The sequence below is a fragment of the Amycolatopsis sp. cmx-8-4 genome, from assembly GCF_046548675.1.
Classification (GTDB): Bacteria; Actinomycetota; Actinomycetes; order Mycobacteriales; family Pseudonocardiaceae; genus Amycolatopsis.
Window position 1 is genome coordinate 433,570 of the sequence record NZ_JAEBDZ010000003.1, and the last position, 15,154, is coordinate 448,723.

11 protein-coding genes are annotated in these 15,154 nt (G+C 72.3%); 3 read left to right on the forward strand and 8 right to left on the reverse strand.

All coding sequences use genetic code 11. The features are described from left to right. Position 1 precedes the first annotated feature (1 nt). From ACLJQZ_RS08150 to ACLJQZ_RS08165, 4 genes are read right to left on the reverse strand one after another with little or no spacing between them, the layout of a single operon-like run. Positions 2-2,242, reverse strand: a complete 2,241-nt coding sequence (locus ACLJQZ_RS08150; protein ID WP_410619430.1) for an ADP-ribosylglycohydrolase family protein — start codon at positions 2,240-2,242, stop codon at positions 2-4. Continuing rightward, positions 2,243-3,646 (reverse strand): TNT domain-containing protein, encoded by a 1,404-nt coding sequence (locus ACLJQZ_RS08155; protein ID WP_410619431.1) that lies wholly within the window; start codon positions 3,644-3,646, stop codon positions 2,243-2,245. It abuts the gene before it with no gap. Further along, the gene (locus ACLJQZ_RS08160) at positions 3,643-4,092 is read right to left on the reverse strand and encodes a hypothetical protein (protein ID WP_410619432.1); all 450 of its coding nucleotides are present in this window, start codon (positions 4,090-4,092) and stop codon (positions 3,643-3,645) included. Before ACLJQZ_RS08160 ends, ACLJQZ_RS08155 begins: the two co-directional genes overlap by 4 nt. Beyond that, the gene (locus ACLJQZ_RS08165; protein WP_410619433.1) at positions 4,092-8,078 is read right to left on the reverse strand and encodes a toxin glutamine deamidase domain-containing protein; all 3,987 of its coding nucleotides are present in this window, start codon (positions 8,076-8,078) and stop codon (positions 4,092-4,094) included. Before ACLJQZ_RS08165 ends, ACLJQZ_RS08160 begins: the two co-directional genes overlap by 1 nt. On the opposite strand from ACLJQZ_RS08165, the gene ACLJQZ_RS08170 reads away from it, so the two are divergent. Together ACLJQZ_RS08170 and ACLJQZ_RS08175 are read left to right on the forward strand one after the other, a co-directional pair. After that, positions 8,055-8,783, forward strand: a complete 729-nt coding sequence (locus ACLJQZ_RS08170) for a hypothetical protein (RefSeq protein WP_410619434.1) — start codon at positions 8,055-8,057, stop codon at positions 8,781-8,783. The two genes, ACLJQZ_RS08165 and ACLJQZ_RS08170, sit on opposite strands and share 24 nt — an antisense overlap. 27 nt (positions 8,784-8,810) lie before the next feature. Further along, positions 8,811-9,758, forward strand: coding sequence for a hypothetical protein (locus ACLJQZ_RS08175; RefSeq protein WP_410619435.1), 948 nt, complete (start codon positions 8,811-8,813; stop codon positions 9,756-9,758). Between the two features lie 1,797 nt (positions 9,759-11,555). Here the strand turns inward: ACLJQZ_RS08175 and ACLJQZ_RS08180 are convergent. The 3 genes from ACLJQZ_RS08180 to ACLJQZ_RS08190 form a co-directional block, all read right to left on the reverse strand. Beyond that, positions 11,556-11,879, reverse strand: a complete 324-nt coding sequence (locus ACLJQZ_RS08180; protein WP_410619436.1) for a WXG100 family type VII secretion target — start codon at positions 11,877-11,879, stop codon at positions 11,556-11,558. Then, positions 11,879-12,418 (reverse strand): YbaB/EbfC family nucleoid-associated protein, encoded by a 540-nt coding sequence (locus ACLJQZ_RS08185; protein ID WP_410619437.1) that lies wholly within the window; start codon positions 12,416-12,418, stop codon positions 11,879-11,881. Before ACLJQZ_RS08185 ends, ACLJQZ_RS08180 begins: the two co-directional genes overlap by 1 nt. A 142-nt stretch (positions 12,419-12,560) precedes the next feature. After that, positions 12,561-13,853 carry an MFS transporter gene (locus ACLJQZ_RS08190; RefSeq protein WP_410619438.1) on the reverse strand — a complete coding sequence of 431 codons (1,293 nt, stop codon included), beginning with the start codon at positions 13,851-13,853 and terminating at the stop codon, positions 12,561-12,563. A 296-nt stretch (positions 13,854-14,149) separates the two neighbouring features. Between ACLJQZ_RS08190 and ACLJQZ_RS08195 the strand changes: the two genes are divergently transcribed. Further along, the gene (locus tag ACLJQZ_RS08195; RefSeq protein ID WP_247059601.1) at positions 14,150-14,731 is read left to right on the forward strand and encodes a YqgE/AlgH family protein; all 582 of its coding nucleotides are present in this window, start codon (positions 14,150-14,152) and stop codon (positions 14,729-14,731) included. Here ACLJQZ_RS08195 and ACLJQZ_RS08200 read toward each other — a convergent pair. Beyond that, positions 14,728-15,141, reverse strand: coding sequence for an SdpI family protein (locus tag ACLJQZ_RS08200; protein WP_326945401.1), 414 nt, complete (start codon positions 15,139-15,141; stop codon positions 14,728-14,730). The two genes, ACLJQZ_RS08195 and ACLJQZ_RS08200, sit on opposite strands and share 4 nt — an antisense overlap. Positions 15,142-15,154: the final 13 nt, after the last annotated feature.

Consider the following 15,154-nt stretch of genomic DNA (forward strand, 5'->3'; position numbering starts at 1 on the left):
GCTAATGCCGCGGGTACCGCTCGATCCACTGGTCGCCGAGTGCGCTCAGCGCCGAGTGCCGGTCGAAGTGCCAGTAGGCGTCCGAAGCCACGTTCTCGACCAGGTAGCGCAGCTCCAGCTGGTCGACCCACTTCTGCGGCAGCCCGGGGATGCCGGTGCGCGCGCCGAGCAGGGCGCCGGCGATCGCGCCGGTGAGCGCGCTGCGGCCGGAGTGGTTGACCGCGCGCAGCAGCGCCTGCTCCGGGTAGTTCTCGAAGCCGGACAACGCCGCGAAGGCGCGTCCGAGCACCGAGAGCGTGCCCTTCCCGTCGCCGATCAGCTCCGGCATCCGCAGGTCGGGCAGGCCGTGCTCACCGAAGAACGGCACCGACTCGGCGACCATCTCCTTGATCTCGGTCCACTCCGGACCCTGCTGGAACCGGTTGTCCGGGTTGAGGATCTCCCGGCCGAGGTTCCAGATCGGGAAGCTGAACGCGTCCTTGGTCAGCGCCTGCTCGAACAGCCACGTCAGGTAGGTCGCGGCGGCCAGGTCGGGCTCGCCGGGGTGGGTGACGCCGGCCATCGCGCGCACGGCCTGGCGCGCGCCGCCGCTGAACCCGCTGCCGGGACCGGCCATGGTGAGCGCGGCGGGCAACGCGGGCAGCAGCGCGGCCGGGCCGGACAGCGGCGTGCCCCCGGCCCCGGTGGCGAGCTGGTGGTAGGCGTTGAGCTCGGCGTCGTCGGCGTCGCGGCGGGCGTGCAGGTCGGTGACCTGCACGAGCCAGCCGTCCGGGTGATCCAGCGGCGCGCCCTGCGTCTTCAGCCAGCGCTGCAGCGCGCCGCGGGTGACGTCGGGGAGCAGCTGCTCGGCCTCACGGGACTCCGGCTGCTCGCGGTGCGGGCTGCGGATCACGGCCTCGGTGTAGAACAGCAGCCGCTGCGTCAGCGAGCCGATCCGGCCCGGCTGGTCGAACGCCGGGACCAGGTCGGAGACGCCCTCGATGCCGTACTTCGCGTGGATGTCGTGGAGCGGCATCCGGTCGACCGCGGCGCCGAGCGCCTCGCCGAGTGCGAAGCCGACGAACGCGCCGGTGACGCGCTGCCAGCCGTAGCGGAACCCGTCGAGGTCCCGCTCGAAGTACTTGCCGAACGTGTCCAGCCGCGGCACCGGGCGCCCGTCGTTGTCGTACGCCGGCGCCAGGCCGTTCGCGCGCAGGTCGTTGGGCTTGCTGCGCGGCGGCTCGGGCATGGTCATCCGCTTCAGCCACGACTCGCCGAGCACGGTCTTCGCGCACTCCTCGGCGGTGAGCTCGTAACCGCGCTTGCGGGCCCGCTCGGCCGCGGCGAGCGGCGGCTTGACCGGCGCCGGCAGCGCCATCCGCGACGCCGTGTCGGCGGCGACGCGGATCAGGTCCTCCTCGGCCTCCGGGCAGCGGCCGTGGACGTCGATGCGCGGCTCGTGCCGCGGGAACCGCTTGACGATCTGGGCGAGCTCGTTGCTGGAGACGTCCTCGATGGTCGTCGGGCCGCCGTTGATCACCAGGTTCGGCGGGTGCTCGAACTCGGCCAGCGTGGCGACGTCGACCCGCCACCAGCCGTGCTCGCGCGAGGGCAGGTGCCGCGTCGAGCTGAAGACCTTGAGCTCGTTGCGCTCCTCGGCGAAGTAGAACCGGTCCGTCTTGCCCGTCTCCAGGTCGAGCGGCACGAACACCTCGCACCGGATCAGCCCGATGAGCAGCAGCTCCCGCGTCAGCCAGCCGACGCTGGCGAACGACAGCAGCGTCTCGAGCGTGTTCTCCGGCTTCGGGTAGCCACGGCGGATCGGCCCGGCCTTGTACTCCGGGTTTTCGCGCTCTTCGCCGGTCTGGTTGCCGTCGGCGTCGACCTTCACCCAGCCGGCGACGGCTTGCAGCGGCACGCCCAGCTCGCCGAGCCCGGCCTTCACGTACTCGGGGTCGACGACCTCGCGCCAGTTCTCCTGCCCGGGGAACGCCACCGGGACCGAGAGCCCGCCGGGGTGCGGGTGCGCCTGGCGCAGCTCGCCGTCCGGCTCGCGGACCACCACCGACGGCGGCGGGAAGATCTCCTTGTCCGGCCGGCCCTCGTCGAGGAACGCGATCGTGTTGTAGGGCACCGACCAGCCCTCGGGGATGCGCAGCACCTTCTCGGTGTCCACCCGCAGCCCGGCGGGACCGGAGACGTCCGGGCCGTGCACCGCGCGCAGCCACTGGCCGACCTTGGCAATCGCTTCCGCCGCTTCCACCTACTCGATCCTCTCCAGGCTTCCGTCGGACTCGTGCTCGGCGATCGTCTTCGGCAGCACGTAGGCCACCGCGCCTCCCGGCAGGTTCGCCCACGGCACCGTGATGCCGGTGATCACGTGCACGGGGCGTCTCAGCCGGTAACTCCGCTGCACCCGTTCGCGTTCGAGTGGCAGCGACGTCGTGGCGAACCGTACCTCCCCGTGGTGAACGAGGTTGCCGGGTTCCTCGCCGAAGCGCAGCACGACCGTACCCGCCACCAGCCGGGTGATGCGCTTGTTGCGGAGCAGGGTGAGGGGAGGCTCACCCGGGGCCGGGTGCACCGGCCAGTCGGCCAGCTCCCGAGCCGTTTCCAACGGTGTTTCGTGGCCGGCGGTCATCCGGGCGGGGTGCAGTAGCAACGCGCCCAGGAGCTGCTGCGCGGCGTCCTCGAGCCGGCCGAAGTGCTTCGGCTCGCGGGGCGCGCCGTCGGCGTAGGCCGCGACCTCCCAGCCGTCCGGCGTGTAGTTGAGGCACCACGTGCCGTCCGCGCGGTCGCCGACGCGGTACGCCTCGGGCCACACCCCGTGCTCGCCGAGCCGCTGCACCAGGACGGTCAGCAGCTCTTCGTCGTCCAGCGACGGGTCCGGCGTGGTCTCCAGCGCCGCGACGACGTCACCCCCGGTCGTCTTGCCGTCGGTGCGCCCCGGCTTCGGCCGCGGCTTCCCCAGCAGGTCCGCCTCGGCGGTCCGCCGGACCAGCGGCTCGACGTACGGCGGCTGGAAGTGGTGGCGCCGGATGTGCGCGACCAGGTCCGGTTCGGGCGGCAGGCCGAACTCGGCGAGCAGCCGCGGCACGGCTTCGGACCAGATCCAGGTGCCGTCGGAGTGGAAACCCTCGGTCACGACGGCTTCGCGCTCGAGGTACTGCAGCACGAGTGGCGCCTCGGTGTCGGTCAGCAGCGGCCGCTCGGTCTCCGGGCCCCCGACGTCCGCGATCCGGAAGACGACGCCCAGCGGTAGCTGCGCGCGGATCCGCCACCAGTCCGGGACGTGCTCGTCGGGCCGCGGGAACTCGCCGAGCTCCGCCGGGAACGCCGTCGCCTCCGGCGGGTCCGTCCACACGGGCTCGTCGTCGAGCGCGAAGTCGAAGTCGAAGGTGCCGTCGGGCGCGAGCGTGAACCGCGCTTGCAGCCAGGTCCCGCGCTCCGCGGTGTACATCCCCTGCCGCAGCCGCCCGAAGAGGTCGGCCAGCTCGTCCGGCGTCGCGGCGTTGTGCCCCTCGACCTCGACGTGCTTCCCGACCTGCCGGAAGTCCACGATGGCCGGCCGTTCGGCGTCGGCCCGGTGCTCGCGCAGGAGCTTTCCCAGCTGCACCAGGAGGGCGCGCTGCTCATCGGGCGAAAGTCGTTGTTCCACGTGAATCATTGCCTCGGGTAACGCGGCTTGGCTTCGAACGTCGGCGCCTCACCGGCCGCACGACGGGTGGCTTCGTCTTCCCACATCTTGAAGGTCCGCTTGTAGATCGACTGGACCAGTGCGGACTCCTGCGGCTCCAACCGTCGGCTCTCCCGCTTCTTCGCCTGCTCGTAGAGCCCGCCCACCGTCTCGTAAAGCGCGAAGATCGGCCCGTCGCCGGTCAGGTGGAAGTCCCGTTCGCGCTCGGTCTCCTGGACGAATCGTTCTTCCTTGAAGGGACCGTCGATGTTCGACTCGGTGGTCGACCAGATGACCTCGCGGATGTGGCTGCTGTCCTGGACGAAGAAGCCGGTCCGCAGGTCGAGGAGAAAGCCGACCAGGCCACCGTCGGGCGTGGCGTCGATCCGGTAGGTCCGGGAGTAGTACTTGTAGAACATCGGGGTCTGGAAGGCCATCAGCCGCTCTCCTCGGATGTCAGTCCCCGCCGGAACGCTTCTTCGAAACGGCCTCGGACCTGCTCGGTCAACGCCGCGTCGAGCGCCGCTTCTTCGGGCGACAGGATGCCGTCGCGCCCTTCCTTCCTGCTGAAGGTCTCGAAGTCACGACGCACCTCGTAGAGCGCGTGTTCGTACGACGCCACCTCGTCGATGTGCGTCAGGTGCAACCGCAGTTCGGCCACGTGCCCGTTCGGCAGCCGTACGTTGAGCTGCAGGTCCCGGTAGCCGCTGCCCTTCGGCTCGGCCAGCCGGTCGGTGAAGTCGACGATCGTCAGCTCGGGATCGTTGCGCACCGCGTCCAGCGCGCGATACATGTCCGCCACTCGCTCGAACTGGATCTTCGCGCCGACGAGGTCGGTCAGCTTCCCGCCGTTCCAACCGTGCTTCTCGATCTTGGCCAGAGCGCGTACGTCGTCCTTGGGCTCCGGCCGGAATCCCGCGTGACCATCGGTCTCGCCCGCGATCCGCTCGGTGATGCGGTTCAGCGTGCCCTGGGTTTCGGGCCAGCGCTCGCGTTCCTCGGCGACCCATTGCCGGCAGTACTCCGGATCTCCCGCCCTGCCGAGGTCGAAACTCTCGTGCAGCCGCAACCCCCGGTCGACATCCATGGCGATCTCCGCCACGTCGGCGGAGATCTCCGCTTGCTCGGGAGTCGGGTCGAACGGCTCGACACCCTGGTGCTCGACGTCGTCGACCACGCTGTACCCGCGCTCGTTCACCTCGTGGACGGCGTCCTCCAGGATCGGGATCGCCTCGGGGTGCTTGAGCAGGCTGGCCAGCGTCTTCGGGTTGTCGAGCAGCGAGCGCGTCAGGTAGTCGTTGGCCGGGTCGGCGAGCACCCGCACTAGATCGGGGTGTTCGCCGAGGTGGGCGCGGATGTAGTCCGCGTCCGCGTGGCCGTCGAGCGCCGCGGCGACGTCGTCACGGTCCAGGAAACCGTGTTCGGCAATGCCGTAGCCGCCGTGTTCGCCGTGCACCTCGGTCTGGACGTGCTCGGTGCCCGGCGTCCCAACGTGCAGCAGCTTGATGTCCTTCGGCGGGTGCGGCAGGTGCATCAGGTCGCCGGACTGCGGGTCGATGAACGCGACGCCCTCGCGGGTGTGCACGACCATCGCGACGTGCCCGTACTCGACGCCGCCGCGGCCCTCGTACTTCACCGCGACCACGGCGTGGTGGTCCACCGGCCGCTCGCGCATCTCGCGGATGACGTCGTCGTAGCTCGCGCGATCGGAGAACGTCTCGCCGAACCGGCTCTCGATGTGCTCGAGCGTGCCGCGGGCGCCCATCTCGTGCAGCGGGATCGGCTCGGCCGTCGCGTCGCCGCCGTGCAGCCGGTCCCAGTACGCCTCGGGGCCGCGGGTGCAGTTGGAGACGTAGCCGTTCTCCAGCGCGCCCGGCTCGTGGAAGCCCGGGTTGACCTCGCGCAGGTGCGGGTGGCGGTCCTGGACGTAGGCCGCGCGCTCCGCCGGCGTCGCCGCGCCGGCGTGGATGGCCGGCTCGGCGGGCGGATTCGTCGCGCGCGCCAGCGACGAGTAGTCGTGGACCGGCTCCGGCGTCGGCGGTGCCTCGGCCGGGCCGTCGAGGACGTCGCTGACCGAGGTCGGGTGGTGCTCCACGACCGGCTCGTTGAGGCCGCCCAGGCGTTCGGCGATCGACTCCTGCTTGCGCCGGTCGAACTCCGCCGCGTTGTGCTCGTTTTCGGCGCGCCGCTCGGCCATCTTCCGCTGCGCGGCCTCGGGATCGAGGTAGCGCGGGTGGCCGGGCCCGATCTCCTCGGCCTCGACGACCCACTTGCGGCGTCCCTCGGGCGTGATCTCGAGCCGCTTGTCGTGCACCAGCAGCTGCGTCCCGGGCGGCGACAGCGACTCGCGCTCACCCGGGTTCTCGGCGAGCTTCGAGATGTCGCGGACGTTGTCCGACCGGACGTGCAGCTCGACGTCGTCGCCGAACTTCGACGTCGAGAGCTCGCCGGTCTTGATGGACGCGCTGGAGAACGCGGGCTCGACGACCACCGCGCCCGGCTCGTACGGCCCGGCGACCAGCTCGGCCAGCCGCGGATCGCCGCCGACGTCGATGCCGCGGACGGTCTCACCGGACGTCCGCGGCACCTGGCCGAGACCGTCGACGATCGCGCGGGTGTTCTCCTGCGCGAGGTCGAACCCGGGGTGGCCGGGGCCGCGGCGCAGGGCGTCGTTGACGTCGTAGGCGTACTCGCCGCGGGTGTAGCCGTGGACCGCGACGGCACCCTCGTCGGTCAGCGGCAGCCCGGCGGCGTCCCGGCGGGCGAGCGCGCGGTCGTGGACGTCCTGGTAGACGCCGTCGTCGCCGACGGCCCGGCGGATGCTCTCGTGGTCGGCCGGGGTGGCGTGGTGCTCGCCGTCGAAGAGGTAGCTCTCGTCGTGCGGCACGCGCTCGGGCGTGGGGTTGAGCCGATCCGCGATCTCCGGCGCGTGGTGCGGCACTGCGTCCCCGCCGCCCAGGGGCAGGGTGTGGATCCCGGTGGCGTCGTGCGGCAGCTCGGCCAGACGACCGGTGACCGGATCGGCGAAGACGACACCGTGCTCGGTGTGGACGCCGGCGACCAGGTGCGTCTCGCCGTCGGCTTCGAAGGCCACGGCCGTCCGCGCGCCGACCGGACGTTCGCCCAGGTCACGGGCGACGTCGCCGAAGCCGTCCCGGCTGTGCCACTGCCCGCCGAGCTGGTCGCTGACGTGCGCGGGGCCCTGGTTCATGCCCGGCCCGGCGACGACGTCTTCGCCGTTCATCCGCCGTTCGAAGGCGACCATCGACTCGGCGGAGTTGGTCCGGAAGCCGTGTTCGAGCGCGTCCGGGCCGTAGTGGTTGCGGGTGTTGACCGAGGCGAGCTCGGGAACGGCGTCCCGGACGAGCCGCGCGTGCTGCTGCGGGCTCTCGACGGACCCGGCGTGCAGCACCGGCTCACCACCCGGCGTGAGCGGCTCGGCGAGCCGCGACCAGCCACCCTCGGGCTCCCGCGTCGCCGGCACCCGCCGCTCGGGCGCGGGCGGCTCGGCGTCGTCCCCGCCCAGCAGCTTGAACAGGTTGCCGCTCGGCTTGAGCTCGGGGTGTTCGGCGTAGAACTTCTCGGTCTCGGCGTCGGCCTCACGCTGGAACCGCTCGTCGTCGGCCCGCTCCTGCGCTCGCCGCTCGTCGATCGCGTGCCGGGCGTCGGCCTCCCCGAGGTGCCGCGGATCACCGGCGGTGACCTCCTCGGCGTGCACGATCCACTGCGGCTGGTCCATGGTGCCGCCGGAGCCGTGGACGTAGTCGGGGTGCTCCGGGTGGCCCGGACCCTTCTCGATACCCGTGATCTCGAACTGCGACCCGGCCTTGAACAGCACCTCGCGTTCGCGCCCGATGCTGGCCATGGACTCGACGTCCCGGCCGGTCTTGGAGTCGATCCGCATCTCGACCTCGCCGGGGAAGATGCTCCGCGGGTGCTCGCCGTCGACCTTCGACGAGCTGAGGAACGACGGCTCGGTGATGTGCGCACCCTCGTGGAACCGCCCGAGGAAGGCCTGGACCCGCGCGGGATCGCCCTGGAAGTCGATCCGCCGCGAGACGGTCCCGACGTGCGGCGGCATCTCGTTCAACCCGGAAACGAGCGCCCCGGCCTGCGGAGCGAGGTCCGCAAGCTCCGGGCTGCCGAACCGCAGGGCCCGGTTGAGTGGCCCGACCATCTCGTGCCGCGTGTAGGCGTGCACGGCGAAGGCCCCGTCGTCGGACATGCCGGGGTGGAACTCGTCGCGCTTGAGGAGCGCCTCGCGCCGGACCTGCTCGTGCCGCCACTCACCGGTCTCGGCGCTCTGCCGCCCGGAGTCGATGAAGGTGTCCTCGATCCGCCGAACCCCGGCGGGATCGGCGGTGTGGAACTGCTCGTCGGTCAGGTAGGGCTCGTCGGCGTGCCCCTGCCGCGGTTCCGGCACAGCCGAGTCGCCGACATCGCCACCGTGCTGCTCGGCGGCCGCGTGCTCAGCGGGGTGCTCGCCGGGCGGTTGCTCGGCCGGTACCTGCTCGCCCGGCCGGTGCTCACCACCGGGTTGCCCGGCCGTCTGCTCAGCAGGCCGTTCAGCCGCACGATCCTGCTCGGCCGACGGTTCGGCGGGACGCTCGGCCGCAGGCGCGTGCTGCTCAGCTGCGTGGCCACGCGTGGCTGGCGCCGGCTCAGCGGCGTGTTCCCGGGCCGGCGCCTGTTCGACCGGACGCTGAGGGGCAGGCGGTTCCGCCGGACGCGCGGGGTGCGCCTGTCCGGCGAACTGCTCCGTCGCCGGCGCGACGGGCGGTCGCGGAGCTTGGTCAGCCGGCGCCGGACGATGCACTGGCGGCTGCTCCGGGGCGCGATCCATCGGCTGAGGCTGCTCGAAAGCCCTGGGCGGCTGGTTGTGCGGACCGCGCGGACGATTCTCCTGGGGCGGACCGGAGCGCGGCGGCGGCACCACACGCGGGTCGTGCGGCGGCCGCCCACCAGGCGGCGGTGGCGGCATCGACGGCCGTCCACCCGGACCCTGCGGCCCCCGCGGCTGGTTCGGATACCCCGCCGGACGCTGCCCGCCCGGCATCGGCCCACCCTGCGGAGGCCACCCACCCGGCGGCATCCGGCGAGGATCATTCGGATGCGGCCCGCCCTGTGACGGATGCCCCTGCGGAGGCTGCCCCCCATGCGGCGGCGGCCCCGAACGTCCACCCTGCGACGGCCCCCCAAGCTGCGGACCCTGGCCACCCTGCGAAGACCGCCCACCATGTGGCGGCTGTCCACCGTGTGGCGGCTGTCCACCATGCGGCGGCTGCCCGCCGCGTGGCGCTTGCCCACTGTGCGGACCCTGCCCAATGTGCGGACCCAACCCACTGTGCGGACCCTGCCCACTGTGGGACGCCGGCCCACCCTGGAGCGGCTGTCCACCGGGGCGTGCTTGCCCCCCGTGCTGCGGCTGTCCGCCTTGGAGCGGCTGTCCGCCGTGCGGGGCCTGTCCACCCTGCTGCGGCTGCCCGCCCTGTGGTGGCCGGCCACCCTGCTGGGCCCGTCCGGGGTGAGGCTGTTGCCCACCGTGCGGGGCCTGCCCAGTCTGCGGCGATTGCCCACCATGAGGCGGCTGTCCACCTCGCTGCGGCTGCCCACCGTGGGGCGGCTGGCCGCCCGGCTGCGACTGTCCACCGCGCGGGGCCTGCCCACCCTGGGGCGGCCGGCCACCCTGCGGCATCGGCGGCTGACCAGTCTGACCACCCGGCGGCATCCGGCGCGGGTCCTGCGGCGGCACTCGTCGCGGCTGTTCGTGCGGGGGTTGGCCACCTCGCGGGGGCATCGGCGGCGTCGGCCCGCCCGGGCGCGGACCCGGGCCACTCGCGCGTCCGCCCGGAGCACCGCCGCTCGGCATCCCGCCGGGCGGCGGCGTGAATCCGCCTGCCGGTGGGGGCGGCATCTGCTGCGGTGCCCCACCACCCTGGAACGGCGTCGGTCCCGCGTCCGCCGCGAGTGGCTGGCCCGGGCCGCCGGTGAACCCGGCCGCGCCGACGTTGTCCGCCGGACGTCCGCCGCTCTGCCGTCCCGGCTCGGGGCCGAATCCCGGCGGGGCCATGCCATAGCCGCCGCTCGACGACCCGCCGGATGAACTCTCGCCGTGCGACGAGCCCCCGCCGTGCGACGGACTGCTCGGCGAGGCCTGCGACGGGCCGCCCGGGGAATCCGCACTGTGCGAACCGCCCGACGAACTCGGCATTCCGCCGTCACCCATCGACGGCGTTGATCCACCTGCGGGTGCCTGCTGCTGGGGAGCCGGACCATCGGACACGACTCGCTGCGCCTCGGGCTGCTGCTGCGCGACGGGCTCAGCCGCCTGACGCGCAGGACCCTGCTGCGCATCAGGCTCCGAACGGTGCGACGCGGGTTCCGGCTCCCGCTGGGAGGCAGGTGCCTCACCTCGCGACTCAGGCTCTTGCTGGGACTCCGACGCCGCCTCTCGCCGGGACTCCGGCTCGGACGACGCCTCGCTCCGGGACTCTGCCTCGGAAGACGCCTCGCTCCGCGTCTCGGGTGCTGACGACGACTCCGCCCGCGACGGCGGCACTTCACCCCGCGACTCCGGCTCCGACGACGAACCCGGCTCCTCCGCGCCCCGCCGCGAATCCCCGGACTCGTCGGCACCACGGGACTGACCGGCCTCACCCGAGCCGCCCGGCTCACCGGATTCACCGGTGCTGCGCGAACCCCCGGACTCGCCCGATTCACCAGAGCCGCGGGACTCCCCAGAGCTGCCCGAGCCCGAGCTGGAGTCTCCGGACTCACCGGCCCCACGAGACTCCCCCGACCCGGAATCCCCCGACCCCGAGTCCCCGGAGCCAGAACCCGACTCCGAATCCCTCGAGCCAGAGCCAGAACCCGAGTCTCCGGCTCCAGACCCAGAGCCCCCGTCCCCACCAGGCGCAGCCCCCGGAATGTTCGCCTCGTGAACCGAGTGCATCTGCTCCTTGGCGCCACCAACAGCGCCACCAACGGCCCCACTCGACGCGCCCGTCAGCAGCTGCTCCGGCGTCAACGACCCGAGATCGCCCGTCACCGCGGCCTGACCGACCGTCTGCGCGACTCCCTCGGCAGCTCCCCGCGCCCCGGCCCGCATCGCCGCATCCGCGATCTGCCCGCCCGCGCTGTGCGACAACCCCTCGGTCGCCCCGCGGCCGATCGCGCCGCTGCCGGCACCGACGACCCCGCCGACCGCGCCCGAGATCGCCGAATCCGAGGTCTTGGACCAGTCCCAGCTCTGGCGATCACCCTTCGCCATCTGCAGGCCCTGGATACCCGCGTCCATGCCGAGGTTGATGGCCTCGTTCTTGAGGACCTCCATGCCGATCTTCTTGAGACCCTGCTTGAGCAGCTTCTCCAGCAACTCCTTCGCGACCTGCTTGAACCCCTGCTGCGCCAGCTTCTCCAGCAGCTGCCGGAACAGCATCTGCACGGTCATCCGCGTCGCGATCTGGGCCGGCGCGATGCCCGCCGTCGAGCCGCCGAACGTCACCGCCGCGGCCGCGATCATCGCCGCGATCTGGGCGGCCAGCACGATCAGCGAGATGATGATCATGTACTTCGTGTACTCGACGTCCAGCGCTGTCTGGTCACACGAGTCGCCCAACGCCTTCGTCGCGTCGGCCAGCTGCTTGAAGTACGCCTCGTCGCCCTCGACGAACTTCTTCCACTGCTCGACGAACGCGTCGGCGCCGTCACCCGTCCAGTTGTCGCGGATCCCGGAAGCCGCCTGGTTGCCGGCGTCCGAAGCCGGGCCGATCGCGGACGACGCCGTGTGCCATGCGTCCCGCAGCGCGCGCAGCTTGGTCTCGTCGCCCTCCGGCCAGCTCTCGCCGACGACGATGGGCAGCAGCCACTTGACCGCGTCGGGCATCTCCATACCCACGGGTCATTGCCCCTTGCCGAGCTGGGACGTCACGTCTTCGTCGGCGCCCGTCAGGGCCTTCATCGACTTGTCGACGTTCTGCTGCATCCCGCGCAACCCCTGCACGAGGTTGGTGAAGCCCTCGACGGCGCCCTGTGCGCCCGGCACGTAGTCCTTCGCGAACTCCTTGCCGGAGTCGTCGTCGCCCCAGCACTCGCCCTGCGCGGACAGCGCGCCCTGCAACGCCTTCAGTGCGTTGTCGAGCCCGTCCGCGGCCGTGACCAGGCCGGTCGACGCGCGCAGCACCGCGTCCGGCTCCGCGGTGAAGCCGGCTCCCCCGTCCGGCATCAGTCGCCCCTCGTCATCCAGGACGACGGCGGCTCCTCGTCCTCGTCCGCGCGCGGCGGGCGGACGCGCGTGGGCGCCGGCGGGGCAGCGGGGGGCACCGGCGGCTGGTCGTTGCGCAGGATCGAGCCGCCGTCTTCGAAGGATTCGGGACGCGGCGGCTCGGAAGCTTCCTCGGCGAAGTCCGGGATCGGCGGCACCAGCCCGGCCAGCGACGGCGCACCGTCGACCAGGTCGGCGAGGTCGGGCAGGCCTTCGGTGATCGGCGCCATCAAATCGGCGATCTTCTGCTTGACCTGCAGCGATCCTTGACGCACCAGGGTCTGGACGGTGTTCGCTAGCTGCGCGGGGGTCGTGCGCTCGAACGTGTTCGGCGCGAACTCCAGCTTCGCGAGGCTGCCGCCGGCGTCGATGGTCGCGCGGACCAGGCCGTCGGCGGACTCGACCTGAGCGGACGTCTCCGCGGCCGCGGCCTGGGCGTCACGCAGCTGCGCCGTCTGCCGCTCGAAGTTCTCCAGGAGGGTGTCCATCTGGTCCTTCATCGCGGCATTGCGCGCCTCGAGGCGTGCACGGTCGTCGCCCGCGGTGGTCACAGGAGCCCCCGGTGTCCCTCGAACCTACTAATGACTTGTCGTCACCCTAATGCCAATGGAGCAGTCATCGGAGCCGGTTCGGGCTTTTGCCTCAGCTGATCGTGCGGCGCCGGGCGAGGAGGTACCCGGCCCCGCCGACCAGGTAGCAAACGGTTGCGGCGATCAGCAGACCCGGCGACCGGCCGTCGTCCGGGATGACCAGCGCGCCCAGCGATACCGCCGCCACCTGGGTGATGTTGAAGAGCGTGTCGTAGAGCGCGAAGACGCGGCCGCGGGCTTCGTCGGCGACGTCGAGCTGGATCGACGAATCGACGCAGAGCTTCAGCACCTGACCCGCGCCGGTGATGAAGAACGACGCGAGCAGCGCGCACGGCAGCACCATCGGCAGCCCGAGCGCGGACTGCGCGATCGCCGCGACGACCAGCGCGCCGAGCACCGCGCGCACCCGTCCGGCACGGCGGATCAGCCGGGCCGTCAGCAGGCCGGCGATGAGCAGCCCGGCCCCGGCCAGCGCCGCCATCTGCCCCAAGCCGGGCAGGCCGGCGCGCAGGAGGCCGTGGTCGGTGAAGTAGTTGCGCATCAGCAGGACGGTGACCAGCAGCGAGACGCCGAACGACGCCCGGTGCGCGAAGAGCGCGATGAACCCGGCGGTGACGCTCGGCGCGCGCCAGGCGTGTTTCGCGCCGTCGGCCAGCCCTCGGGCGACCGCGACGAGCGGGTTCATCGGTTCGTCGACCACGGAAGGCCCGAGCAGCCCGCGGGTGAACCCACGGGCGATGAAGGCCGCGACCAGCGTGCCGAGCACCGCGAACGCCGTCGTGTACGCCGAGCCGGCGTCGTCGCTGCCGAACAGGGCGCGCAAGCCGATCGCGCAGCCACCACCGATCACGGCGATGACCGAGCCGATGGTGGTGGCGAACGCGTTCGCCGTCACCACACTCGGCGGCGGGACGACGTGCGGCAGCGACGCCGAGAGCCCGGAGCCGATGAAGCGCGAGATCCCTTCCGCGGCCAGGGCCAGCGAAAACAGGCCGACTCCGCCGAACCCGAAGCCGACGGCGGCGGCCGACGCGAGGATCGCCAGGCCGCGCAGGAGGTTCGCGAAGATCAGGACCTTGCGCCGGTCCCAGCGGTCGAGCAGGGCGCCCGCGAAGGGCCCGACGACGGAGTACGGCAGCAGCAACGCGGCGAACCCGCCGGCGATGGCCAGCGGGTCGGCGGCGCGTTCGGGGTTGAAGAGCACGGCACCGGCGAGCCCGGCGCGGAAGACGCCGTCACCCCAGCTGGCGGCGAAGCGGGTGAAGAGCAGCCGCCGGAAGGCCGGGTCCTTGAGCAGCTCGCGAGGGCCTTTTCGCCCTGTGGCCACGTCGGCGCTGATCGTCACGGACCCAGAGTAGAGGGTGGCCGACGCACTTCGGGGGGCTCCGGGGGCCCTCCCCCGGTTGGACGCCCTCAGGGCGAGATCGCGAAAGTGGCGCAGCCACTGAGTAAGAGGTGGCCGACGCACTGAGGTCGCCTCTCGGCGGCTATGCGCAGTGTGGCTCCAGCCGGACGGTATTCCACAAAGGCGGTTCTTCAGTGAGCCCGGGGGACACGGAGTGCGCCGACCACTGTTTCAAACGAGGCGGGTGGGGCGATTGTTCCCGAGCCGAAGTAATTCGCCGGGCCAGAGGTGAGATCATGGGTCGCGTGCCAGCGGACGCCGAGGTTGAGCCGGGAACGCTCCTGGTCGCCGCCCCCACCATGGTCGACCCCAATTTCCGGCGGACCGTGGTGTTCGTCATCGATCACCGCGACGAGGGCACGCTCGGCGTCGTCCTGAACCGGCCGAGCGACGTCGCCGTGCACGACGTGCTGCCGAACTGGGGCGGCCACGTCGCCGAGCCGCAGTCCGTGTTCGTCGGCGGGCCGGTGGAGAAGAAGACGGCGTTGTGCCTGGCCGCGCTGCGCACCGGCGAGACCGCGGCGAGCGTGCCGGGCGTGATCGCGGTCCGCGGGCCGGTCGCGCTGGTCGACCTGGACACCGATCCCGAGGTGCTGGTGCCGAAGGTCCGCGGCGTGCGCGTGTTCGCCGGCTACGCGGGCTGGGACTCGGGCCAGCTGGCGGGCGAGATCGAGCGGGACGACTGGGTGATCGTGCCCGCGCTGCCGAGCGACATCCTGGCCTCGCCGAGCGGAGACCTGTGGAGCCAGGTGCTGCGCCGTCAGGGCGTGCCGATCGCGCTGCTGGCCACCCACCCGGGTGACCTCCAGCGGAACTAGGCCTTCTTGAAAACGCCGCAGCCGCCCTCGCCGCACGCGCAGCCGCTGCAGCCGGCGGGTGCCGCCGGGGCCGGCGCGGGGACGGTCAGCGCGGCCCGGTTGCCGAGCACGCCACCGCCCACGACCAGCACGAACATCGCCACGATGCCCCCGAGTGCGGCGGCGATCAGGCCACCGGTGGACGGCATCGCGAGCCCGGCCAGCCCGGAGAGGATCGAGATCGCCCCGCCGGCCGCGGTCGGCAGCCCGGCGACGCGGTTCGCGAGCTTGAACGCGTCTTCGCTGCGCAACGCGGCCTGCGTGCGCACGCCGGTGCCGCCTTCGCGCGTCAGTTTTTCGCGGACGCCGAGGACACCGCCCCAGCCGACGACGACACCGAGCAGGATCGGAACCAGCGCGATAGCGAACACGGGTCAAGGATAA

Bases quoted from the DNA above. Each gene is read 5' to 3' on its own strand.
- ACLJQZ_RS08155 (WP_410619431.1), bottom strand. From the start codon at position 3,646: ATGATTCACGTGGAACAACGACTTTCGCCCGATGAGCAGCGCGCCCTC.
- ACLJQZ_RS08175 (WP_410619435.1), top strand. From the start codon at position 8,811: ATGCGGCGGCGGCCCCGAACGTCCACCCTGCGACGGCCCCCCAAGCTG.
- ACLJQZ_RS08180 (WP_410619436.1), bottom strand. From the start codon at position 11,879: ATGCCGGACGGGGGAGCCGGCTTCACCGCGGAGCCGGACGCGGTGCTG.
- ACLJQZ_RS08160 (WP_410619432.1), bottom strand. From the start codon at position 4,092: ATGGCCTTCCAGACCCCGATGTTCTACAAGTACTACTCCCGGACCTAC.
- ACLJQZ_RS08195 (WP_247059601.1), top strand. From the start codon at position 14,150: ATGGGTCGCGTGCCAGCGGACGCCGAGGTTGAGCCGGGAACGCTCCTG.
- ACLJQZ_RS08185 (WP_410619437.1), bottom strand. From the start codon at position 12,418: ATGAAGGACCAGATGGACACCCTCCTGGAGAACTTCGAGCGGCAGACG.